The sequence below is a fragment of the Pedobacter sp. GW460-11-11-14-TSB4 genome (genome assembly GCF_059423705.1).
On record NZ_JBWKYI010000013.1, the window covers coordinates 104,925 to 129,090 of the forward strand.

At 40.1% G+C, this 24,166-nt stretch carries 25 protein-coding genes; 5 read left to right on the forward strand and 20 right to left on the reverse strand.

Annotated features, from left to right (window positions below):
• Positions 1 to 142 precede the first annotated feature (142 nt).
• From AC07YT_RS14590 to AC07YT_RS14600, 3 genes are read right to left on the reverse strand one after another with little or no spacing between them, the layout of a single operon-like run.
• Entirely contained in the window at positions 143 to 2,416 is a 2,274-nt protein-coding gene (locus AC07YT_RS14590; RefSeq protein WP_494945379.1) for an alpha-galactosidase, read from the reverse strand.
• Between the two features lie 45 nt (positions 2,417 to 2,461).
• Positions 2,462 to 3,178, reverse strand: a complete 717-nt coding sequence (locus AC07YT_RS14595; protein WP_086544712.1) for a DUF3667 domain-containing protein — start codon at positions 3,176 to 3,178, stop codon at positions 2,462 to 2,464.
• Between the two features lie 52 nt (positions 3,179 to 3,230).
• Positions 3,231 to 3,422, reverse strand: coding sequence for a hypothetical protein (locus AC07YT_RS14600; protein ID WP_086544711.1), 192 nt, complete (start codon positions 3,420 to 3,422; stop codon positions 3,231 to 3,233).
• Positions 3,423 to 3,511: 89 nt separating this feature from the next.
• Between AC07YT_RS14600 and AC07YT_RS14605 the strand changes: the two genes are divergently transcribed.
• Positions 3,512 to 4,273, forward strand: coding sequence for a response regulator transcription factor (locus AC07YT_RS14605; protein ID WP_086544710.1), 762 nt, complete (start codon positions 3,512 to 3,514; stop codon positions 4,271 to 4,273).
• A 93-nt stretch (positions 4,274 to 4,366) separates the two neighbouring features.
• Here the strand turns inward: AC07YT_RS14605 and AC07YT_RS14610 are convergent, their stop codons facing one another.
• Positions 4,367 to 4,822, reverse strand: coding sequence for a hypothetical protein (locus AC07YT_RS14610; protein WP_086544709.1), 456 nt, complete (start codon positions 4,820 to 4,822; stop codon positions 4,367 to 4,369).
• A gap of 231 nt (positions 4,823 to 5,053) precedes the next feature.
• Here AC07YT_RS14610 and AC07YT_RS14615 point away from each other — a divergent pair, with 231 nt between their 5' ends.
• Together AC07YT_RS14615 and AC07YT_RS14620 are read left to right on the forward strand one after the other, a co-directional pair.
• Positions 5,054 to 6,115, forward strand: coding sequence for a sensor histidine kinase (locus AC07YT_RS14615; RefSeq protein WP_086549207.1), 1,062 nt, complete (start codon positions 5,054 to 5,056; stop codon positions 6,113 to 6,115).
• Between the two features lie 18 nt (positions 6,116 to 6,133).
• Entirely contained in the window at positions 6,134 to 6,844 is a 711-nt protein-coding gene (locus AC07YT_RS14620) for a LytR/AlgR family response regulator transcription factor (protein WP_086544708.1), read from the forward strand.
• Positions 6,845 to 6,899: 55 nt separating this feature from the next.
• Here AC07YT_RS14620 and AC07YT_RS14625 read toward each other — a convergent pair whose 3' ends face one another.
• Positions 6,900 to 7,640 (reverse strand): SDR family NAD(P)-dependent oxidoreductase, encoded by a 741-nt coding sequence (locus AC07YT_RS14625; RefSeq protein WP_086544707.1) that lies wholly within the window; start codon positions 7,638 to 7,640, stop codon positions 6,900 to 6,902.
• Positions 7,641 to 7,732: 92 nt separating this feature from the next.
• Here AC07YT_RS14625 and AC07YT_RS14630 point away from each other — a divergent pair, with 92 nt between their 5' ends.
• The gene (locus AC07YT_RS14630) at positions 7,733 to 8,125 is read left to right on the forward strand and encodes a winged helix-turn-helix transcriptional regulator (RefSeq protein WP_086544706.1); all 393 of its coding nucleotides are present in this window, start codon (positions 7,733 to 7,735) and stop codon (positions 8,123 to 8,125) included.
• A gap of 161 nt (positions 8,126 to 8,286) precedes the next feature.
• Positions 8,287 to 8,745 (forward strand): DinB family protein, encoded by a 459-nt coding sequence (locus AC07YT_RS14635; protein WP_494945380.1) that lies wholly within the window; start codon positions 8,287 to 8,289, stop codon positions 8,743 to 8,745.
• A gap of 123 nt (positions 8,746 to 8,868) precedes the next feature.
• Here the strand turns inward: AC07YT_RS14635 and AC07YT_RS14640 are convergent, their stop codons facing one another.
• From AC07YT_RS14640 to AC07YT_RS14710, 15 genes are all read right to left on the reverse strand, one after another.
• Positions 8,869 to 9,837 carry a helix-turn-helix transcriptional regulator gene (locus tag AC07YT_RS14640; protein ID WP_086544704.1) on the reverse strand — a complete coding sequence of 323 codons (969 nt, stop codon included), beginning with the start codon at positions 9,835 to 9,837 and terminating at the stop codon, positions 8,869 to 8,871.
• 49 nt (positions 9,838 to 9,886) lie between these two features.
• Positions 9,887 to 10,480: a YdeI/OmpD-associated family protein gene (locus tag AC07YT_RS14645; protein WP_086544703.1), complete on the reverse strand. Its 594-nt coding sequence runs from the start codon at positions 10,478 to 10,480 to the stop codon at positions 9,887 to 9,889.
• A 140-nt stretch (positions 10,481 to 10,620) separates the two neighbouring features.
• Complete coding sequence (locus tag AC07YT_RS14650; RefSeq protein ID WP_086544702.1) at positions 10,621 to 11,088, reverse strand: putative immunity protein; 468 nt, start codon at positions 11,086 to 11,088, stop codon at positions 10,621 to 10,623.
• Between the two features lie 29 nt (positions 11,089 to 11,117).
• Positions 11,118 to 13,601, reverse strand: a complete 2,484-nt coding sequence (locus AC07YT_RS14655) for a mechanosensitive ion channel family protein (protein WP_494945381.1) — start codon at positions 13,599 to 13,601, stop codon at positions 11,118 to 11,120.
• Between the two features lie 74 nt (positions 13,602 to 13,675).
• Positions 13,676 to 15,412: a peptidase associated/transthyretin-like domain-containing protein gene (locus AC07YT_RS14660; protein WP_086544701.1), complete on the reverse strand. Its 1,737-nt coding sequence runs from the start codon at positions 15,410 to 15,412 to the stop codon at positions 13,676 to 13,678.
• Positions 15,412 to 16,371: a FecR family protein gene (locus AC07YT_RS14665; protein ID WP_086544700.1), complete on the reverse strand. Its 960-nt coding sequence runs from the start codon at positions 16,369 to 16,371 to the stop codon at positions 15,412 to 15,414. The genes AC07YT_RS14660 and AC07YT_RS14665 overlap by 1 nt, the downstream gene beginning before the upstream one ends.
• 9 nt (positions 16,372 to 16,380) lie before the next feature.
• Positions 16,381 to 16,983 (reverse strand): RNA polymerase sigma-70 factor, encoded by a 603-nt coding sequence (locus AC07YT_RS14670; protein WP_494945382.1) that lies wholly within the window; start codon positions 16,981 to 16,983, stop codon positions 16,381 to 16,383.
• 125 nt (positions 16,984 to 17,108) lie between these two features.
• A complete protein-coding gene (locus tag AC07YT_RS14675; RefSeq protein WP_086544698.1) occupies positions 17,109 to 18,203 on the reverse strand; it encodes a hypothetical protein in 1,095 nt (364 codons plus the stop codon).
• Between the two features lie 181 nt (positions 18,204 to 18,384).
• The gene (locus tag AC07YT_RS14680) at positions 18,385 to 19,206 is read right to left on the reverse strand and encodes an alpha/beta fold hydrolase (protein WP_086544697.1); all 822 of its coding nucleotides are present in this window, start codon (positions 19,204 to 19,206) and stop codon (positions 18,385 to 18,387) included.
• Positions 19,207 to 19,364: 158 nt separating this feature from the next.
• Positions 19,365 to 20,159, reverse strand: a complete 795-nt coding sequence (locus tag AC07YT_RS14685) for an SDR family NAD(P)-dependent oxidoreductase (RefSeq protein ID WP_086544696.1) — start codon at positions 20,157 to 20,159, stop codon at positions 19,365 to 19,367.
• A gap of 203 nt (positions 20,160 to 20,362) precedes the next feature.
• Positions 20,363 to 20,713 carry a hypothetical protein gene (locus AC07YT_RS14690; protein WP_145954176.1) on the reverse strand — a complete coding sequence of 117 codons (351 nt, stop codon included), beginning with the start codon at positions 20,711 to 20,713 and terminating at the stop codon, positions 20,363 to 20,365.
• A 90-nt stretch (positions 20,714 to 20,803) separates the two neighbouring features.
• Entirely contained in the window at positions 20,804 to 21,934 is a 1,131-nt protein-coding gene (locus AC07YT_RS14695; protein WP_086544694.1) for a histidine kinase, read from the reverse strand.
• Between the two features lie 5 nt (positions 21,935 to 21,939).
• Positions 21,940 to 22,188, reverse strand: a complete 249-nt coding sequence (locus AC07YT_RS14700) for a hypothetical protein (RefSeq protein WP_086544693.1) — start codon at positions 22,186 to 22,188, stop codon at positions 21,940 to 21,942.
• A 150-nt stretch (positions 22,189 to 22,338) separates the two neighbouring features.
• Entirely contained in the window at positions 22,339 to 23,409 is a 1,071-nt protein-coding gene (locus AC07YT_RS14705) for a porin (RefSeq protein WP_086544692.1), read from the reverse strand.
• A gap of 160 nt (positions 23,410 to 23,569) precedes the next feature.
• Entirely contained in the window at positions 23,570 to 24,130 is a 561-nt protein-coding gene (locus tag AC07YT_RS14710; protein WP_086544691.1) for a K(+)-transporting ATPase subunit C, read from the reverse strand.
• Positions 24,131 to 24,166 lie beyond the last annotated feature (36 nt).

Genomic DNA, 24,166 nt, shown 5'->3' on the forward strand with positions numbered 1-24,166 from the left:
CTGTCAATGCAAGCTAGCTTAAATACGTTTTAAAGTGTTTCGACTACTTGTCCCGATTCTTCGGGAAGCTCAACATGACAGCATTTGAGGTAAAATCACCTTTGTGATACATCCTCATTTTCTTTGGGATATTTCAACAATCCTACTCCATCTTAAGCCAGGTATAGCCTTCTGCCTTGATTTTGATTTTAAGTTGAATTTTATTTGCCGCATCTACCACATGGCTTGTTTTCTTTCCGGCTTCATCGGTTACAAGCACATTACGGGTTAAACCTGCATAATACAAAGGAACCGATATTACCCTTTCGATATCCTGATCTAAAGGATTATAAAGCATTAACAACCCCTTTGTTTTCAGACTTGGGCTTACATGCAAAATGCCATCCCAGTCTCGGCCATCGGCCCTGCGTAAGTGGATAATGTCGCTATTGAGAATTTCGCGGTATTGTTTGTACCAATTGATTACACCTTTTACGGTTTCTTTGGTGGCTTCGGTATCATACAAACGAGGCCCACGATAACAGGCCTGCACCCCTGCCCCATAATATTGCATCATCAATTGTTTATAGTCTTTCAGGTGATCGGCGAGTGGCTCGAGCACGGCTTCAGCTCCTCCTCCCTGATAAGCAGTTAGTGGCACAAAACCCCAGCCCATACTTGGTGTTTTCTCCCAGGTCCCGTCAAAAATATTCTGTCGGTTCAGGATCATCTGGTTAGCCCTTGGCAACGAAAAGTTCACCTCACGATAGCCAATTGCAATTTTATTGGTACCGTCTAAAAAGTACCAGTCTGGTGCATTGATGTAAATTCCCCTTTCGCTTAACCAGTGGTAAAGTTCTTTTTGGATTTCCATTTGCGTCCATTGGCTATCGGCCAGCCCTTTGTGTCCCGGATGCGTGGTCGAAGCACATACATCACCAGGGTAAGGCCCGTCATTTTCCCAGATATCGAATCCTGTTCTTTGAAAAAAGTATTTGATTTTATCGCGGTAGCTCAAACCCCATTTACTGCCAAAACATGGTGCATGACCAAAAAAGGCACCTCCGGGTTTTCCCGTCAGCGGACTAATCACATCATCTTCATCACTAATTCTCCGGGAACTAAAAAGCGAATAACCGCCAATCTTTATATTTTTAGCATGGGCATATTCGGTCAGGTTTTTCCACTTTTGGATATTAGCCGCAGTAGAATCTTCCATATTCAGGTGGCTTCCAAAACTTAAAATCAGCGCTTCGTATCCGGTTGCCGCACACTGATCAATGGCGCTCTTTACCTGCTGATCGTTTTTGCTCACCAGGTGCATAAATATTGGATTTTGAGTTGTCCATGGTGCAATCATTCTATACATTTTACGAATGGCTAAACCTCGTCTTTCCCGATCGTAACCATCCATTAAAAGTTCATTGCTGCGGATAGAACTGAATACTTCACCAGCAGCCAGTTCAACATTCACCCCTTTATCTGGGTATACTTCCAATAAACAAGGGGTGGTTTTATCGTAATTCACCTGCGAGGTATAAAGGCTATCGGCTTTCCAATGTGTGCTCTGATCACTTAAACTGTACTTCATGGCATTGTTAAAAGCAAAATTACTCTCAATATAAATACCATGTGGCGTTTTCATTTTATCGGTACTGCCCACAACAGCGCTTTCCTCTTCCACCACGCCCAGGATTTCATTTACCACCTGTTCAACCTTAATAGCAGCATTCGTTTTATTCTCTACGGTAACCCATTTGGTCATCAGCGGAATTCCGTCATACAACGCATAATTTACCTTAACCAGCACACCGTTTAGTTTAGCATCTGCACTTTTATAGGTAAAAGTTAGTGTTTTGCCTGTTGGATTTTTCTGATTGGCCGTCCACATGGAGCCCGGTTTCCATTTGATAAACTGGGGCAATGCCATGATTTTATAATCCTGGAACTGAAAATCACCTTCACTGGCTCTCAAACTTCCAAGCATGCCCGTGGTGATGTAGGCATTCTCTTTCTGGCCATATAAACCGCCGATATTGTATTTTTTACCATTAATGCTTACCTGGGCTTCGGGCTTAACTGACCGGAGTAACTGCTCGCCGGTACTCAGATTACGAAGATCGGTACAGGCCACATTTGGCGATAACCGGAATACCCGTTTAAGGAGCCCATTGCTTAAAATAAGGTCTTTTTGATCTGCACTTTTAAAAACAGCTGCAACGTGGCCTTCTCCATGCACCAGCCAATCAACCGTGCTTAAATGATCCTGGCTGCTTTTCCAAACCGGCATTTGCTGGGCGAAGGTTTCGGTACATCCAACAGTTAAAATGAATGCAAACAGCAAAATAATGGCTTTATAAAATGTATTGGTGCTGCCCGTCGGCAATTTGGTTAGTTTTCGGGCCGTTATACTTTTCAGCCTCCTTAGTTTCAGCATATTCTTTGTTTCGGTTGTGCTAAAATATGGAAATTTTACGAGCGTTTAATGTCTGATCAACAGATCGATTGAAACGCCCAAAAGCACTAACAAAATTCCAAATATGAACATGCCCAGGCAGTAAGCAATCATTGCCTTTACATAGTTTACTACTTTTTTCCCGTTAAAAAACTGTGCAATGGCCCAGGTACTGTAGGCTGCCGCGGTAATACCCGAAACTTTCATTAAACTGATTTTGCTAAGTCCTTCGGCAATGGCAAAAACAGAAATGATTAACATGCCAATGCCCATTACAAAACACAGGAGGATTAATATTTCGAAAAAGTTGTAGTTATATTTTTTAAAAAACAGTTTTAACCACAGGGAAATACAAACACCCATTAAAATATTGGCATAACCATAATGGCCCTGCACCCAATCGTAAATTAAACCAATACTTGTTTTTTTTACCTCTTTAAATTCAACATAACCTTCTTCAATATGGAAGAAATGACTAATTACCGTATAAATTAACGAGCAGACAATGATAAATATAACAGGTTTCACCAATCGGCTCCGGTTATCGGCAATGAATGTTCTGATGTTTAGTCCGGGCCTGATCAGCAGTTCTTTTACCGTGAACAATATTCCTTTTTCGAAATGTAAGATATGTTGAATTTCATGCAGGATATAATGTGCATCTACCCTTTTAATCTGCATGGGCTGACCGCAATGGCCGCAAAAATTAGTGTTAACGGTTTGGTTACAATTTTTACAGTTCATGGTATTGGGTATCATAAAAAACTATTGATTGGTATGTGGCATAATTTGATTTTTAAAGAAATAAATACCTGTCCAGGCGATAAACCGCTCCATTACCTGAATAAATAAAATAAAATTTTGCCTTGAGCAGAACCAATGTGAATACGAAAACCAAACCCAATATGACGAGCACGATTAAAGCGCTCTTTAAAGCCAGTTTACGCTTGTTTAGTTCTACAAGGTTTAATTCGGGGTATTTTTTCATGTTCAAAAAATGTTCGCTGTAAAAGTGAGTACAAAAATATTTTCAAAGGCTACACTTTAGTGTAAATTTGCGATTAAGCCATCCCCAAAATGAAAGATCCGATTACCTCCGCTTTGCTGACTAAGAATAAGGTTGAAAAAGTATCAGCCGAAGACCTTCTCCAGCAGCAAAATTACATGGAAGCGATAAAGGCTTTTGCGCGTTTAACCTACGAAAGCGTATATGTGATCGATTACGAAAAAATGGCATTTGAGTATGTTTCAGAAAACCCCTTGTTTTTAGGTGGTTATTCGCCCGAAGAAGTATTGGGTCTGGGTTATGAATTTTATTTTAAAAATGTTCCTGAAAAGGATCTCACCTTATTGAGCCTGATTAACGAAGCCGGATTCGATTTTTTCGCAAAACTGCCTGGCGGAGAAAAAAAACACTATAGCATTACTTACGATTTTCATCTGAAAAACCAGGAAGGTAAATCCACGCTGATTAACCATAAACTGACCCCCTTATTTTTAACCAGTGAAGGGAAGTTGTGGAAAGCGATGTGTATTGTCTCCATCTCGCACCATCAGCAGGCGGGTAATATCTGTATTTACAAACAGGGTACCGATGAGCTGTGGGAACTCAATATCGAAAATAAAATCTGGCAGAAATCAGCGAAACCAAAACTAAGCCAAAGGGAAATCGAAATTTTGCAACTGCACGCCCAGGGCTTAACCATTAATCAAATTGCCGAAAAAATATTTGTTGCCCCCGATACCGTAAAATATTACAGGCGAAGGATTTTTGAACGGCTGGAAGTGAGTAATATGGTTGAAGCGCTTTCTCGGGCGGTTAACAGCAAGATGATTTAATTAAGTGGCAAAGCAAACAATAAGGCCTTAACCTAAAAATGCGCCCAGCAATTTAACCTGAACGCATTACTATTTAACAATGCTAAAATAATTTTAAAGGTCTAGGATCGCCAGCGTTTCGCCCTTAGGAAGCTCCCTGGCGGTGTACTGGAGGCTCAATTCGCGGTTGGCATTTTTCTTCTCCAATTGCAGCAGTTCTTTTACGGCTATCGTCATATTCAGATCTGAACCGGTAGCATTGGCAAAAGCCCATTTTTTCAGCGTATTTCCTTTATCATCTTTTAAAAAGATAATCCGATCGGTACCTACACCCTTTCCGGTACAATGCCTGTAATTGATCCGCAACTGATCGCTTTCTTTAGCCGCATCCAGTTTAAGCATTCTTAAACTCAGGGGCTGGTTTACAGCCTGCTTTAAAATGAGTTTGTTGTTGAGGAAAATTTCGTAACTGTCTAACCCAAATTTAGCGGTAAAACCAAGGGTGGTAAAACACAGGGTAATCAGCGCAAACATCTTAATAAACGCCTGATTGAATTTGATTTGTTTCATGTGACACGTTTTTAGTGAAAAATTTGATTCTTTCTACACAATATTAAGTTATTGGGAAGGGCAAGAGAAAAATAATAGACGAACAACCAGAATAATAGATATCAGTCTTTTTATGATTATATTCATCTACTATTTATGTCGTTTGTCGATATAATTTTGCGGGCTAAATACTTTTCGTTTCCTTTATCATCAACGGCATTAACCGTACCAACAACTCATCATTACCTAAAAATGGACACACTGGACAAACCGCTTAAACTGCCGTTTTCTAAACGCAGCGTTTCATTAAAATATGTTTTGATTCATGTTGCGTATTGGTTGCTCATTACAGGATTCTTTATTTATGAGAAAAAGTACCTCATCTATAAAGCCAGCATGCCCTACTTTGTGGCCTGCGTAAGTGGTAGGATTGTATTGCTGATGATCATCGCGTACCTTAATCTCCATTACTTTTTACCCAGATTTTTGCTTAAAAAACGATACTTCGCCTATTTTGGATGGGTACTCATTTCGGTAATAGGGTATTTAACCGCTCAGAGTCTTTTCGATTATTATTTATATGGTTATGTGGTAGGTCCCATGCGCAACAGCCACCTCATGGAGAGCTTATCATACAACTTTTTTAGTACACTATGGTACCTGGGTTTAATGCTCGCCCTAAAACTAAGTATCGACTGGTATGGCCAGCAGCTTATTATCCAGAAGATAACCGTAGAGAAACTAAACGCAGAGCTTAACTTTCTCCGTGCGCAGGTCAACCCACATTTCCTGTTTAATGTATTGAATAACCTCTATGCACTAACCCTTAAAAAATCGGAGCTTGCCCCGGATGTTGTACTTAAACTATCAGAGATGATGGAATATATGTTGTACGACAGTAATGACGAAAAGGTATTGTTAGAAAAAGAGATCAGTTATCTTCATAACTATATCGAACTCGAGCGATTAAGGTTTAGTGGAGCGGCCAATATTGTGCTGAACAGCGATGCTACCCTTAATGGAGAGGAGATTGCACCACTGTTACTCCTTCCACTCGTAGAAAATGCCTTTAAACATGGACTCAGCAAACAAACTGAAAGCAGCTGGTTAAGGATAAATATCGGATTGAAAGGATCAATATTGTCTTTCCTGATCGAAAATGCCAAACCATCTTCAATAAGCGACAAAAGGAATGGAGGTATAGGCCTGATCAATTTGCGAAACCGGCTCGAACTACTTTACCCCAATCAACATCAACTGGAGATTGAAGATAAAAACAACATTTTCAGCGTCAAATTGATCATTGAACTGTAGATTAAACCATTAAAAAACATGCTAAACGTTATTGTTATAGATGATGAACCTCTTGCCCTCGAAATATTGGAGGGTTATCTGAAAAGAACTGAAAATCTGTATTCGGTATCGTTGTTTAGCCATGCTGGTGAAGCTTTACATTACCTGGAAAATAATAAGGTCGATGTATTGTTGCTTGATATCGAAATGCCCGAAATGACAGGAATTGAATTCCTAAAACGTTTATCAGAGCCGCCGCTTACTATTTTTACCACTGCCTACCGCAACTATGCCTTTGAAGGATTTGAGCTTGGGGTAATCGACTTTTTACTTAAACCGATTTCCTTCCCCAGGTTTTCGGCTGCAATGGATAAAGTAAAAGATTTCCTTGCGCTTAAATTACAAGATCACAAATTGGAAACGGATGCACCCGAGCCCGGATTTATCTTTGTTAAAAGCGGGATAAAAAGGATTAAACTTTATTTCGATCAGATTACGCATATCCAGGGTTTAAAAGATTATGCTATTATTCACACACCAATAGAAAGGATTGTGATTAAAGGCTCGATAAAGATGGTACAAGAAATGTTCCCTGCTCCGCTTTTTATTCGCGTACACAAATCCTTTCTAGTTGCCCATAAGGCAATTAAACGGATAGAGCACAACAGGATCATGATCGGCACTCACCAGATCCCGATCGGGCGGAACTACCGCGAAACACTGGAGCAAAAGATTAATTTAAGCAGATAAAACTTTGGCCGGGATTTGCTATCCCAACCAAAGTCCCGTTTTATTGGAGATCGCATTAAGCATTCAATCCGCCGTCGATTGTTAAAAACGAACCGGTAATGTATCTCGCTTCTTCACTTGCGATAAAGCTCACAAATGAGGCAATATCTTCTACTGTACCGTAATCTGGCAAGGCCATACGGGTTCTCAGAAAATCGGCCAATGGTGCATCAGCTGGATTCATATCCGTATTAATTGGCCCGGGCTGAACCAGGTTTACCGTAATTTTTCTGGCACCAAGGTCGCGGGCTAAACCGCGTGTAAAACCCTGAAGTGCCGATTTGCTCATGGTATACAATGTGGTTTCAGGACCAACAGCATTATCGCCCATGTTGCTGCCAATGGTAATGATGCGGCCACCTTCGGGCATAGCTTTTACAGCTGCCAAAGCAGCTACAAAAACCGCCTGTACATTAACGGCCATAATTTCGTTATAATCTTCAAGGGTATGTTCTTCAAATGCTTTGCCAATGTAAATACCGGCATTGTTAACCAGCACATCGATACGGCCAAAATCGGCGATGGTTTTAGCCACGGCACCCGTTACTTCACCGGCTATGGTACTGCTTGCTTTTAATGCAACCGCAACTCCACCGGCAGCTTCAACCTCAGCCACTACCGCCAACGCTTTTTCAGCTGAATGGGCATAAGTAAATATCACTTTTGCACCTTCTGCAGCTAACCTTTTTACAATCGCTGCGCCAATGCCACGACTTCCTCCTGTTACCAGCGCAATTTTATCTGTTAATTTTTTCATGTGTATTTTTTAATTTTTCTGCTAAAGTAAAAGAGATACTTTACATTTGCAGGTAAGCAGCAAATTGTTAGGTACTAACAAAAAAGTAAGAAATGAGAAAAGAAACATCAACTAATGCTTTGAACGAAAAAATGATGATCGACAGCTGTGGCATGTCTTCATCACTGGCTGTAATTGGCGGAAGGTGGAAACCTGCAATATTGTGTCGCCTTTCTTATGGCACCATGCGTTATGGCGAACTTAAAAAAGACATTATTGGCATATCAGAACGGATGTTAGTGGCACAGTTAAGAGAACTGGAGAAAGACCAGATCATTACACGTGTTGTTTTTCCGGAAGTACCACCAAGGGTAGAATACCGCCTGACTGATTTGGGCCGTACCATGAAACCGATGCTGGATGCGATGTCTGACTGGGGCAATATGTACCGCGAACAGATCAACCAAATGCAAAATTCATCTGCTTCAGTAGTGCTGGATAAGTAAGCGGAAATCTGGTGAACCTGTGATCTTTTTAAGACTATACTGCTTCCCGATTCAAAAAATTTTAATAAAAAATAACATGTTGTTTTTCGACTGACAAACAGCTGTCATAGTGCGGATATAACTTTGTTTTATTAAATGAATATCACATCATGTCAGCAATTATGATTACTAAAAACGAATTACTACAGCATTGGTTAGGCCACAGAAAACTAACCAGAAAAACCATTGAAAAATTTCCAGAAAAAGAATTATTCGAATTTTCGATCGGTGGAATGAGGCCTTTTTCTGCCTTAATTAAAGAGTTATTATCAATTGATGTTCCTGGTTTAAAAGAAATGGTCACCAGAGAAACATCGCCATTTAGTCACGATCTTCCGCTGAATACCAAGGAAGAGATCCTAACAAAATGGGATGAGGATACCCCAAAAATTGTGGAATACTTTAACCAGATCTCCGAAGATCAGCTTCAAGAAACCATTAAGTTATTCGGGCAGTACGAGTTTACAATCATTAGCCACCTCTTGTATTTCATTGATAACGAAATACACCACCGCGGCCAGGGTTTTGTGTATTTAAGGGCCTTAGGTATTGAGCCTCCATTTTTCTGGGACCGTTATTAAAAAAAGCAAGAGGCTGTATCATAAAGGCTATTTCACCTCAGATACTGTCATGTTGAGCCTGTCAAACACCTTACGAGGTATTTAAATAAGTCCTTCGACAGGCTCAGGATGACAATTCTATATTTATGATATAGCCTCTTTGTTTTTTAATCTCTTTAAACCAGATTCCATTATCTCAACCAGTTCATTATTCAAATGGGCTGGTTCTATAATTTCGGCTACATCAACAAATTTAACAAACCAGCGCACGAAAGAAACTTCAGAAAGAGAACAGTCGAAGTACATGACCACAAAATCATCTGAAATTTCTTCGCCTGTAAATCCGAAAATCTGTCGTTCCCAATATAAAAAATGCGCATACTTCCGGTCTACCCTGATTTCGATTTTCAGCATATTTTCGGATAGGCCTTTATCCCTGAATTCATTAATTGGCGGGTGTGTAATGGTGAAACTTTCTTCGAGTATGGAAACTTTTTTAATCCGGTCTAATCTAAAATTGCGGTAATCTTTCCTTAAATGGCAATAGGCTAAAAGATACCAAAGACTGTGTTCGTAAAATACACCGATTGGTTCAACAGATCGGCTAACCGCATGAATATCTCCACTTTTGAGATAATTGATATGGGTTATTTTTTTCTTTAAGGTACTATTGAGTAAAACATCAATAATATTGGGCAGATAATCTTTAGATTTTAAGTCGTTTTTAAGATGTACGGTATCTTCTAAATGTAGAAAATCTCTTTTTTGATTTACCTGAAACGAACTTTTTATTTTGATCAGCGCGGCTTCGAAATGTTTTTTAACAAAGTCGGTTTCATGTTTTTGCATCACTTTTTCGGCAACCATTAAACTGAGAATTTCTTCCTGGCTAAACCTCGATGGTTGCAGCCTAAATCCTTCCATAATCGAATAACCAGATCCTAATTCATTTACGATCGGAATACCGGCAATCTCCAGGGCTTTTAAATCCCTGTAAATCGTTCTTAAACTGATTTCGAACCGCTTTTGTAATTCATCTGTAGTGACTACGGATTTTGATTGCAGCAGAAAAAATATCTGTAGTATCCGGTCAAATCTTTTGGTAATATCCATTTTTAAAATGTAGGTATTTACATTAACAGTAATTTAGATGGTTTGCACGCTAGCGGCGAAATGGCTTTGGCAATACGTTTTCAGATGAAGAATTTACGAGTTCCAGAATTCTGTTTTGCCGGGTTTCTGTTTTTTTGGCTAGCACAATCCATTGCAGGAGGGATTTTTTAACCGATTTACTTAAGCCAAGAAAAAAAATCTTAGCGTCTTTTCTGGTTTTAAATTCTGTAGCTAAATCTTTAGGTATTTTAAGTGTTTCAGCTGCATCTAAAGCTTTCCATGAGCCGTTTTGTTTAGCTTTTTTAATGGCTTTTAAGCCTGCTTTGGTCATCAGTTCTTGTGCCAATAGTCGCTTTACCTTTTCCTTATTAATTTTCGACCAAACGCTATTGGGTTTCCGTTTACTGAAAAACTGCATAAACGTCTTCTCATCTATCGTTTTTTTTGTACTGTCTATCCAGCCGAAACAAAGGGCCTCATCTACAGCTTCACTCCAGGTAATGCTTGGCAAACCCGTGCCTTTCTTGCTATAAACAAGCCAAACCGACGATTTAAGCTCATGATGCTCAACTAACCAGTTCCGCCATTCATTAATGCTGCCCGGGCAAAAAGTTTCTATATCTTTTCCTTTGTTTTCTACCATTTCGCAATCAATAAAATAATTTTGATGAAACAGATTGCCCTTAAATTATTTTAAATGATGGGACAAATTTAGCAGCCTCAGTGACAACCCTATGTCAGTGTGGATTTTAATTTTTTAAAAAATTTTGGATAATACCTGATTTAAGCTTCAGCTAAAACATGCTTTAACGTTTCCAATTGCCAGGTACGTTCGGCTTTTATCCGGTTTAAATCATTTTGGAAAGCCAGGCCAATGGTTTTAATGGCATAATCAGCGCATACCATAGCATGTTCTCTCATGTGCCCAACAGCTACTGCCTGACCAGCAGTTCTAATCGCATTTGTCATTACTGCTGTGCTACTTGTGCGGGCAAGCGCATGAATTTTGAAACCAGCCTGTCTAACCTCATGAACACTTGCTTTTCCCGCTTGCCAACGTTTATTTATTTCGAATCCGGTTTCAATAATGGATAAATTTATATTTTCGTCCGGCACAAAGGTTAATACATTTTTGGCACAGCTGATTGCCCACTTTGCTAAAGCCACCTGATCTGTTTTCTCGTAAAGGTGATCAATTTCAGCCCTCAGTTCCCGATCATCAACTATTTTAATTTTCGATATGGTTGCCATAAATTTTTAAGGTATTAAACCATTCTTTATTAAGCCTGAGGCAGCTCGCCTTCTTTGTCTGGATAATGCAGGTGTACATCCTGACGTGGAAAAGGAATGGAAATATTATTGGCTTTAAAGGCTTCCGAAATGGCCACAATCAGGTCGCTTCGGGTGGCATTCGCCTCACGGATGTGTTTCGCCCAGAAATAAATTCTTAAATCGATGGTACTCGAGCCAAACTGTTCGTACTGTATTACCGGGCCAGGGTTTTTGTTAATCCGCTGCTCTGCATCTAAAACTTCGCCGATTACACGTCTGCATTTCTCCAGATCGGCATCATAGGCAATTCCCAATGTTATCGATACCCTCTTCCGGTTTCCGGCCAGCGACCAATTAACGAGATGTGAATTTAAAAGATCGCCATTAGGCATCACTACATCTGCCCCATCCCAGGTAGAGATTACGCTGCTTCTGAAACCAATTGATTTCATTGTTCCTCCCTGGCCATCAACATCTACAATATCGCCCACATTTACCGGTTTTTCAAAAGCAATGATCAGACCACTCACCAGGTTATTCACCAGCGTTTGCAAGCCAAAACCAATACCAACACCAAGTGCGCCAAGTACGATGGTAATCCGATCCATCGGGATACCTGCCGCTGCAATGGCTAAAAATAAGCCAATGCCCAGGATAAAAATCCTAATCAATAAAATCCAGCTGCCCAGTCCGCGTTTTTTTTGCTTGCTATCTTTATCAACCGCTAAATGCTCATCAGATGCGAAGAAAGAAACGATTTTAGATACCAATACCGAAATAGCCATAATGGCCACAAACAATACTAAACCATTAATACTAAAGGTATAATTACCGAGTGTTCTGTCCTGGCTAAAGAAATTACCAAGTGGTTTTGCCAGATATTCGAAAGCAGGAAAGTTCCTCCCCATTAAAATGAGCCAGCCAAATACCAGCAACGCATAAAGTAGTAATGGCGCTTGTTTTCCTACGCGCTCAAAATTAAGATAGAAAAGCTTTTTGTCCTGAACGGTATATACATCGAATGCCAGTAATAAACCTTCATTAATAAACCTGACTACCCATAAAAAAAGAATAGCGACAACCACATTAAGATAACCGCCGATAAAAAGTGTTTTTGCCAGGTTATAGCGACCAAATATATCGGCCAGAACGGCAAAGATTTCGAGGATGACCATAAAACTGATAGAATAGGTAATCCATTTTTCTCTGAGTTCCTGTTGCTTTTTCTGGAGGAGTATGATAAGCCCTGACACTACGCCTGTAACAGCGGCAATTAATATCAACCAGCGTTCTGTTCTGGAAGCCTGTAAAATCAAATTATCAGCCGAAGCCAAAATAAAAAACAGCACCATAACAGCCCAAACACGGAGCCAGTACTTAGAAATATATCCTTTAAAAATGATGGTTAGGCAAACGCACGAGATTAACCAGAAAATAACACTGAGGATAAACGGAGGCGATATAAAAATAAATTGAAAAAGACTGAGCACCAGTAGTATTGCAGATGCCAGCGGGTAGCGCAATACAAGCTGACCTTCAAAATCTGCTTTTAAAAGTTCCCTTGCGGTATAGATCCGTTTCAATGAACGCAGGTAAATAAACGAAATGGCTGTCAGCAAAACCAAGATGAGTAGTTTGCCTGAATTATTTTCGGAATAAAAGTTTAGCGTGAGCAGACCTTTTATTTTGGAGAAACTTAAAATTTCGCCAAATGGCCTGTAAAAACCCACGGGTTGCCAAATATTACCGAAATCCCGTCCAAGGACATTGTAAGCCATTTTACGTTGATAAATATCGATTTCATCCAGGCTGACCTGAAGGCTCGACACTTCTAAATTAATCTGGTTCAGAAGTGTCTGAATATTTCCGCTGGCCTGCTTAAGGGCTGTATCAATGGGTGCTATTTCATAGGCAACTACGGCGATTTTTTTTAGGTATCCCGCCAATTCCAGAGAATCTGCTGGAAACTTAAATAACGCAGGCACGCTCGAAAGAGAATCTAAACGATAACGGAAATTATCAAGTTCCTGTTGCCGCAAATCAAGACTTGTTTTCCTTACTTTGGCTTTATTAAGCAGTTCATTTATAATTTTTGAAGTAGCAGTAAGGTTTCTAAAAGTTTGCGAGGTTCCTTTATTGGTAAAAACACCATCTCCGGCAAGCATAAAATCTGCCTTGATCTGCTCCAATTCAGTTTTTGTCCCTACAGTATCCACACTGGTTTTCAGATACATTTTTGCCTTTTGCATAACTGTTCTGATTTCATCGAAGATTTTGGTCTGCACAAGTGTAGCTTTATCGGCATCGAAGTCACTTTTACTCTTGATAGCCGACCTACGGCCAAACTCCTGCATTTTGGCCACAAAACCTTTTTTTGTAGTATCGGTTAATGCACCAAGAGGTGAACTGTCTTGTTTTTGAGCCCGAACGGCAAAACAGATCAGCAGGAAAATACCTGTCAACAGATAAAAACGATAAATTTTCAAAGGCATAAATAAAATGAACTTAATCAATATTACAGAAAATGCCCCATAATTCAAACAGCGAAACCAGTAAAATACTGTTCCTACAATGAAACCGTAAGGCCGAAGTTCCAGCCTAGCCAACCTTGAGTGCCATTTTTAAAGCGACGATGCCAGGCAGGAGCCACTTCTTTTTGATCTGTTTCACCAGGAATTGCCTCGCCCTTTACGTAATACGAATAAGCTGGTCCGGCAAAAAAAGCAAGCCTCGACAAAACATTAAACTGCAGGTGTGTTTGTAGCCTGTATAGGGTATTTGCTTCTTCAACACGGCCAGGATATATCGATTGGATGGTGCCCTCAGCGGCCACGGAGAAGCGTTTGTTTAAGATAAAGTCATGACCAAGGCCTAATCCAAAAGTAAATAGCCGGGCAGTATCTGAAAAATTTTTACCCGCAATTAATAAGGTGTATAGATTGGCATTTCCGGTTTTAAAAGCGATGTTGGTATTGATTAGCTCATTGCTATACACGGTTATTTTACGGTAGCCATTATCGGATAAGTTGATTAAACCGATACTAACCCCTGAGGAGGAATCAGCCAGGTTAACCACGCCAAGCTGAAAACCATCCATGTTTTGAGCATGGTTAACCAATCCGGAAAGCTGCATACCCTTTAAACGCCCCGAGGTTTTATTCAATACCCCTGCCAGCTGAACGCCAGTGGTATTCTTACTCACATTAATCAATCCGGCTACCTGCGCTCCTTTAACATCTTTACCTGCGATGTTGCCTGCCCCGGCCAATTGCAAACCCCTGACATTACTTTCTACTCTGTTTAACAAACCAGCCACCTGTACTCCATCCATATTGAGGTTTACATCATTGTATGCCCCCGACAACTGCGTACCTTTTACCGATCCGCCTACGACATTGAACAAACCTGCCATTTGAATCTTTTTAATATCCCCTTTGGTTAAGTTAAACACACCAGCGATTTCAAAACCATTTGTTCCGGCGGTATAACCACCAAGGATATTTAACGATGCTTTGTTCACAACACTGGAGCTCATACTACCGTGCGAGCTTAAGCCAGGCGTAAACGATGCCTGAAAAGGCGTCTGCGCTAAAAAATCGGGGATATTCAGGTTTTGGATGCGTTGCTTTGATGAAAGCAAAAAACGCCATATTCCCCTTCCGCCAAAAGTATTGGAGAAAAATGCACCTTTCTCTTTATCCGGATCTTCGTATTTTCCGGGTTTTATATTGATATCAGCCAAAAAAACCAGGGCGGTATCGCGATAGGTTTCTTTACTTGCCGTTAAAATGACACCACTGTGCTCGCCTCTAAAACGTAATGTAAAATAACCACTGTTATCTGTAAGCGCAGCCTGAAGCAGTTTTTTTTCGTAAACACTGGCCTGCTTCACTTTATTCCCTGTCCTGGTATCAACCACATAACCGCTTATTGCATATTCATTGTCGCCATTAGCAATATGTTCCGCTTCTATGGTTAAATGATTTACAGCATAGCGTAAAATAATATATTCGGCATTTTCTTTATAATCTACCTTACCATCAAACAGATGATCTAAAACCTCACGCACCGGCACATTTCTCACATTCAGGTTCACCAGACTATCCTGCCTGAACAGCACACCATTATAAGAAAAATAAAATCCGCCGGCTTTGCTTAACATCTGCAAAACATTGCCAACCTTTTCTTGCTTAACATTCAGGCTTACTCCTTTTGACAAATTCCGTCTGTAATCGACCGTAGTAACCTGCGCGCTACAATAGCCCGAAATAAAGAGCAATAAAATAATTAGTCTTGTCTTCATTATTTTTTATCAGACAACAAAATGGTGTTGCCGTTACGGGATAACTGTAAATTTAAGGTTTGGCAGATAATGTAAAGGTTCTGGTTGATCGATCCCATTTTTAATGTGGTATTGATGGTTAAGCCCTTAATCTTTTCATCCAAAGTGATGTTGCTTCCATAGGCCTCATTCAAGGCATTTACCAGTTTGGATAAAGCAATGTTATTCGCCTGGAACAAGTTGCTGCGGTAATAGTTGTAAAGCTGATCGGTACTTTGTTCTTTTACCAGTTTACGGGTATTGCCATTAATGATAATTTTCTCGCCTTTATAAAGTTTAATCACATCATTGGCCAGACAAACCTTCACAATGCCGGTTTCTACATTAATTTCAGTATCCTCTTTAAGATGTTTAATGTTGAATGAGGTACCCACTACTTCTACACTTATCTTTTCGATATCGATTACAAAAGGATGTGTTTTATCTTTCGCTACATCAAAAAACACATCACCCTGTTCTAATTTCAGTTTTCTGTTGTTTTTAAAGTTAGCGACATAACTTATTCTGGTATTCTTGTTTAAGGTAAGTGCTGATCCATCAGGTAAGGTTTCCGTACGAACCTGAGCGGTAGCGGTGAGTTCAGTATATTTTCCCGGACCATATAAACTGTAGGCGATCCATCCGCCCAGGGCAATAAACAATACCGCAGCAATCCTTAGCCACACTTTACCGGCATTTAAGGGCCTGATGTTTTCCTTCTGTGGTTTTAAATCTGCTCTTCTCGCCTTAAAACTTGTCCATGCCTGCTCTTCGTCCCTCTTGTTTTCGTTTTTTAGGGTGTTGCTTACCTGCCAGATGGTTTCCAGCTCCGAGAAATGTTTTTTGTTGGCTTCGGCAGCATTTAACCACTTTTCTACCTTTTCGTTTTCTTCTTCAGTACTTTCTTTTAGAAGAACCTTTATCAATAATTCATCAGTCATGCGCTTCTTCTAATTAAAAAAATCATTATAATACCATAATCCAAGTAAAATAAACACCAGAAAATCAGCCAGTTTTAATCTTAAAATCCTTAACGCTTTTCCCATTTGATTTTCTACCGTTTTGATTGATAAACCTAAATGATCGGCAATTTCGCGGTATTTCAATTCTTCGAACCTGCTCATTTGAAAAATGGTGCGGCATTGCTCGGGCAAATGGTTCAAGGCATCTCTTAAATGCTGCTGCAGCTCAGTAAATTCTACTTTTGCAGCGGCAGGTTCATGTTCTGTATTCATGCTGTGTACCGTAAATTCCTGATATTTGCTTTTGGTTTTTTCCTGTTTAATGTAGTTTAAACTATCGTTGTAAACACATTTGTAGAGATATGCTTTTATAGATTGTATTTTAAGGCTTTCCCTTTTTTCCCAAAACTTTAAGAACATTCCCTGAACAATTTCTTCTGCAACATCTTCATCTTTTAAAATCACCTGAGCATAAGCGTGCAGCGCATGGTAATGCGTTTTGAACAAATGCTCAAATGCGGCATCATCATGGTATTGATCTGTAATTCCGGAAGCTACTGCTGTTAATTCCACGGGTTTAATTGTAGTCAAATATATGTTTATTAATTTTTGAATTTTGAATAAGGGAATGACTGAAGGATGGAATGATAGCATAACCGAATGTTAACTCGTGCACCAATTCAATCATTCAAATCTCACTCATTCAATCATTTATCTTAAAAACTAATTGCCAAACCACCTGTATAACCTAAAAACAGGGCATGTAAAGTATTGTCTTTTCTGTCCCAACTTTTTACGTAGTGTTTCTGTAAGGTTTTTCCTTCTTCTGTATTGGTTGATACAAAATTGAACGACGGACCCGCAAATATTTCTAAATTAGGACCTATCCTAAGTGAAGGCAATAATTGAAAGGTAGATTTGAAATAATTGCCCCGTTTAAAGTTTTGCAATGAGCCGGCGGTAAGTTCTGCATTTAACCTAAAGTGTTCTGACTGAAAAAAATGAGCCCCTAAACCGGCTTCGAAAGCGTAAACTTCTTCTTTATTCTTAAAATTATAACCTGCACCAATAATACCATACAATACTTTCCCACCCGATCTGAATGTGGCCATCGTAGTTAAATTCTGGTTGGTGGTTAAGGCTATACTTTTCTCGCCATTTTTAACAATATTGATAATCCCAATCGGATAATCGCTGCTATCGGCCACGTTAATAAAACCCGCAAGCTGTACGCCTTTCACTTTCTTAGCCACATTGATAAAACCTGCAATTTGCGATCCTTTTACATCACCCGCTTTATTCATAAAACCTCCAACCTGTACGGCTGAAACATTTTTCGAAGTCCAGTTCATAAAACCTGCCAGCTGAGCACCACTGTTTTCTTTTGAGATATTGGCGAAACCTGCAATTGCAGCCCCATTTCCACCACCATAAGTATTGATAAAACCCGCAAATTGTGCCCCACTTGCTTGTCCACCAATGTGGTTAGAAAAACCTGCAAACTGTGTTCCGCTTGCATTTTTACGCACAATATTAGAGAGCCCTGCGAAGGAGAGCCCTTTTTCTGCTGCTGAAACACCAACCAATGCATTTAAAGAAAATACATTTGTATCCAGCGCCGCGTGGGTTCCGTTCGTACTTACAGGATATACCAAACCAATATTTACTTTATTTTTTTTGCCTTCTTGTGCAAAACCATTTAATCCCGTGCTTAATAGTATGGCTAAACCTAATGCTTTAATACCAGATGCTTTTTTGAAACTGATGCTGGCGGAAAAGCTGTTTTTAATTTTTGTCGAAGTTGTATTCATTTCTGTCTAATTTTAAAATGAGACAACCAATACAGCACTTACCCCTACGTGCCGCAAAAAAAATATTTCCGTACCCATCAATACCTTTGCTGATTCGCACATGAAACCAGCTTAAAGCGAAATAAAAAAGCCTTGAAAATACATTTCAAGGCTTCTGTTTTAATTGGAAAATTATTTCGGTTTATGATTTGATAAAAGCCAACAGGTCTTTATTTATGGTTGCCGCTTCGGTGGTTGGCATGCCATGAGGAAAACCAGGATAAGAGATCAATGTTCCATTTTTTAAGAGTTTTACGGCTTTTGCCCCTGTAAGCGGGAAAGGAACAATCTGATCGTCTTCGCCATGCATCACCAATACTGGAACATCTACACTTTTAAGGTCTTCAGTAAAATCAGTTTCCGAAAAAGCTTTAATACAATCATAATGTGCTTTTACACCACCCATCATGCCCTGACGCCACCAGTTATCTCTAACGCCCTGCGATATTTTTGCGCCTTCGCGGTTATATCCATAAAAGGGTATGGTAAAATCCTGAAAATATTGCGGTCTGTTAAAAGCTGTACCTTCACGTATTTCATCAAATACAGCAAGTGGAATACCATCAGGATTATTTTCGTTCTGCACCATTATGGGTGTAACCGCACTAATTAACACAGCTTTCGCTACACGGCCTTTTCCGTATTTTGCTACATAACGAATCACTTCTCCGCCACCGGTAGAGTGGCCAATGTGTATGGCATCTTTTAAATCAAGTGCCTGGGTAAGCTCAGCCACATCCGCGGCATAAGTATCCATTTCATGCCCTTCAGCCGTTTGACTGGATCTTCCATGCCCGCGGCGATCGTGTGCAATAACCCTGTAACCCTGTTTAAGGAAAAACATCATCTGTCCATCCCAATCATCACCAGATAATGGCCAACCGTGGTGAAAAAAAAGTGGTTGTCCGGTTCCCCAGTCTTTGTAATAAATTTCGGTTCCGTCTTTTACTGTAATCTTACTCATTGCTTTTGATTTTAGTAGTTAAAAAATTCTGGATTTGCACGTTAAAATGATTCTTGAATGAGTCACCCCATGAAAACTGAGGCGTAATATTAAAACCTAAAAATAATAAATTAAAAGCTCATTAGCCTAATATGATCCCGTAAATCATCCCTAACCGATTACAATATCGATCTTACTAAGCCGCCTTCTACCCTAATGGCAGCGCCATTGGTTCCGGAGGCTAATGGACTTACATAAAAAGTAACGGCGTTTGCAATTTCACTCACATCAAGAAAGCGTTGCAGTAATGAAGTAGGCCTCATGTTCTTAAAGAAATGGGCTTCTACCTCAGCGATGGAGATGTTTCCATTTTTGGCTAAATCTTCAATAAAACCACCAACGCCTTTTGATTTGGTAGGCCCGGGCAAAATTGAATTGACGGTTACCGCCGTACCCTGGGTTAATTCTGCCAGGCCACGGCTAACCGCCAGCTGTGCAGTTTTAGTCATACCATAGTGGATCATTTCATCCGGAATAAACACGGCCGATTCGCTGGAAATAAAAATAATCCTGCCCCAGTTTTTCTTTAACATTTTAGGAAAAAGCTGTCGCGATAACCTGATTCCGCTCATCACATTGACTTCGAAAAACCTAAACCAATCTTCATCACTAATTTCTTCAAAAGCTTTAGGTTCAAAAATGCCCGCATTATTAATCAGGATATCGATCTCCGGAAGCTGAGCAATCAGGTTGCTTACTTCATCTGCTTTCGAAAAATCGGCGGCTATGCCTGAAATAAATTCGTTTCCGGCAATACCTTGCAACGATTTCACGGCATCATCTACACTGCTTTGCGACCGCCCATTGATGATTACTTTTACCCCTTCTTTTAATAAACTTTCGGCAATTGCAAACCCGATACCTGCTGTAGAGCCACTTATAAAAGCTGTTTTATTCTTTAACTGTAAATCCATTTTTTGATTTTTAAATAATGTTTACGATAAAATTTCAATTGCCCTATGGGTTATACAAACTGAACAATTTTCTGGCTAAAAAGTGTCATAGAAATATGCTAAAAATGAAGCCAGGCAAGGGTAAAAGTAAATTTCTGCAGTACGTTGATGATTTTACGATCAGCATTAGGTTTGTTCAATAAATGGTTTCATCAATTCACCTTTTACTTTAGGGTTTTAAGCTGAGTAGCCAATATTACCCCTCCGAGCGCAGCTGTGAGAAAAACGCCTTCTAAAATCAATAACCTTTTTTTCTTTTTAAAACCGCGGTAAAAGGTATGGGCTGCAATAACGCCCAGGCCAACAAACTCGATACGCTGTTGTACCCTTTTAGACGAATCTTTGTTTTTAATCAGCGCAATGCACAGTAATTCATCAATTAAACTAATGTTTTTAGAAACACCCTTCCTAATCTGAGCCTTACTTGCCGAAGCACCTAGTTTCCTGGCCGCACTTTGCAATCCAGTAGTGGTAATCTCATTAATCAAACGTGTTTGAGTATCTTTTTTTTCCATATCGCTTTCCATAAGTTCTATTATTTCAACCCCGCATAAAGGGATATGGTTTTGATTAATTTGAGAATGATGTAACCAGCCCTTATTATTTTAAGAAAGGATAACCAGGTCGATATCTTTCATCGCCAGATTCTTCAGCAAACCATTAAAAACTGCGGTACGCAGGATGACCTGAAAAATATTAAGATGGGGTTTGCCGATGCAAATGGTGGTAATTTCCTTTTCGGTAGCCACATCGATAATGGTTTTGGTGATGCCATTACTTTTTACTTTGATCACTTCGGCCCCGAGTTCGGTAGCCAGTTTAAAATGATTGATCAGATGACGTTGTTTATCAAGTTTTATGCGTTCCATGCTTTCACTATCGCTCTGCACATACAATACAATCCATGGCGATCGGTAATAGGAAGCCAATCTTGCTGTTTTCCGGATTACTACCCCTGCGGTTTCGGCGTTAGAAGAAATGCAGGCTAAAAAACGTTCAGGCCGGAGTTTAATTGATTTTGGAATTTCGGTCTGGATTTTCCGTTCTACCTGGTGCACCACCTCTTTTAAGGCCAGTTCGCGCAATTGAAGGATTTTATCAGATTGGAAAAAATTGCCGAGTGCCCTTTCGATTTTTGATTGATCGTAAATTTTGCCTTCTTTAAGGCGGGTAACCAATTCGTCTGCTGTAAGGTCGATGTTTACGATTTCATCAGCTATCTCCAGTATCTTATCCGGAATACGTTCGGTAACCGCTATTCCGGTAATCTGTTCAATTTCTTCATTAATGCTTTCCAGGTGCTGGATATTTACGGCCGAAATGACGCTGATTCCTGCCTCGAGCAAATCGAAAACATCCTGCCAACGTTTGGTGTTTTTGCTGCCTTCGGCATTGCTATGGGCCAGTTCATCAACAATAACAATCTCAGGATGGCGGTTCATGATCCCCTTGAGATCCATTTCCTCTATTTCTTTGCCCCTATAGAAGATTTTCCGTCGCGGAATAATGGGAAGACCAGCAACAAGCGCTTCTGTTTCTGCTCTTTTGTGGGTTTCAACATAACCGATGCAAATGTCTACACCATTCCGCAGTAAGGCATGCGATTCCTGGAGCATACGGTAAGTTTTGCCCACACCGGCACTCATGCCAATATAAATCTTGAGCTTTCCACGCCTGGATTTTTTAACCAGATCCAAAAAGTGCCTGACCGATTCTTCTTTTTGTTCTTCTTCCATGATCTTTACCAGGTAACGGTCATTATTCTTTTTTCTATCAATATGGTAACGGCGATCACCATCATAAGCGTAAACAATACCAACATAAATTTAAGTGAAATCTTCCTGGAAAGCAGCTTGTTCTGCTTTTCTGTTGCATAACTTCTTTTGATTTTGCTACTCCTGCTGTTTTTCAAAGCACTAAGCTTTCTGATCATCAACGTGCCCAGTATAGCCAAAAAAATGCTGAACAGGATTTCTATGTATGGATGCATTGTTTTAATATTAAGAGTATTTAAAATATCAGTCGTCATCTCGACTGAAGCGCAGCTGAATGGAGAGATCTGCATTAGATTTAGCTTTGCTGAGCACTTCGTGGTTCTCGACTACGCGGTGCTCCGCTCGAAATGACGAACTGACTCTTCCTAAAACGATACGGCGATACTGGCCGTAAGGGTGGCATTGGCATTTACCGCTGCTGCATCCCTTGCAAAGATTTTGTCCTTGCTATCGTAGGCTTTTCCTTCTATCCTGATCACCGCATTTGATATTGGTGCATAATCAAGGTTTAACGAATAGCCTTTTGTCTTGAAGCCATTGGGCGTTCCGGTAGCGACAAAGATTCCATTTTTATCTTCATAATATTCGAATCTTCCGGCAACAGCCCATTTCGGAGCAAATTTATATTGCAGGATTGCAACAGGTGAGATCACCTCGTTTTTATCATCACTTCCTTTTTGTTTTTGCTGCGTTCCGTAATCAAATCCAACAGTTACGCCAAATTTATCGGTAAGCTGGAAGATACCATAAACATTGTGGTAAAATCTGTTTACCCTAACCGAATCAATGCCTTCCGTTCCAAGATAATTGCTGTAGTTTACGGTGATCTTATCTGTTGGTTTCCAGCTCAGCTGAAGTCCGCCTGCAGGTTTATCATTTCCATTCTGGCGGGTAATGCGCTGCCACCCGTTGAGGTAAAGTGCTGTTGCTGTAAATTTGCCATCTTTAGTTCCATAGCTAATTTTCGCACCCGATTCGTAATAAGGGGTGTTCTCTGAAGAGATATTTCTGGTGAGTACCCAGCAGTCTTTTGAAACTGCACCTTCAAAACCGATGTGTGAAGAAAAGATTCCGGCATCAATCCAAAGGTTTTCCGATTTCGATAATTTCAGGCCTGCATTGGCTTCAAAAATATTTTTTAATACGCCTGGCTCCGCAGCAAGGTTTGCATTGGCATAGCTTCCGGCCATTACCGCTAAATTGGCGCGGATATTTCCACTATCGTAGGCCGCTTTAATAAAACCAAGATTTAAATTTACCTCGTTCGCACGGTTGTGCGAATAAATAAAACCCGGGCGGTTATGATCGGCAGGTTTGTTAAAATCATATCCGTAATAGGCCTCAAGGTAACCGCTTACTTTAATTTTAGGTTCTTCCTGTGCTTTCGCGAAGAATGTAGTGGTAACTGCAGCGGCTAGTAATAATAATTTTTTCATCTGTATTTTCTATTTATTTTATCTGATTGTTTTTATTGGGTAAAGCCTGGCGTGATCGTCATCTCGACTGAAGTGCAACGGAATGGAGAGATCTCATTAAATGAATTTTCAAAGATCTCTCCACTACGGTCGAGATGACGTTTTCTCGCTAAACCACTAATTAAAGTTCATCAAGGGCAAGGTTTAGTTTCAACACATTTACCGATGATGGACCGAACATGCCCATAAAGGGTTTTAGGGTATTCATGGCAATTAGTTCTTTTACTTTTTTCTCCTCTATTTTCCTTGCCTTAGCCACTCTTGCCACCTGCAGGGCAGCACCCTGTTCAGAAATATTTGGATCAAGCCCGCTTCCTGATGCAGTAACCATATCGGCAGGGATATCTGATTTTTTGATGCCCGGATTGTATTTCAATAAAGTATCGATACGCGACTGCACCTCTTTTAAATAATCAGGATTAGACGGGCCTTTGTTAGAACCTGCAGAACCTGCTGCATTGTAAGCCACTGCTGATGGCCTTCCCCAGAAATATTCTGGTTTGGTAAAAGATTGACCCAGCAGCGCATAACCAACTGTTTTACCATTTTTGGTGATTTTTTCTCCTCCACCGTTTCCTTTAGACATTTTACCGATAAAGGCCACACTGATGGGATATACTACGCATAACAGTACCAACAGTACAAGGGTTAAGCGGATGGATTGAATGATATACTTTTTCATTTTATTTTTATTTTTATTGTCATCCAGAGCCTGTCG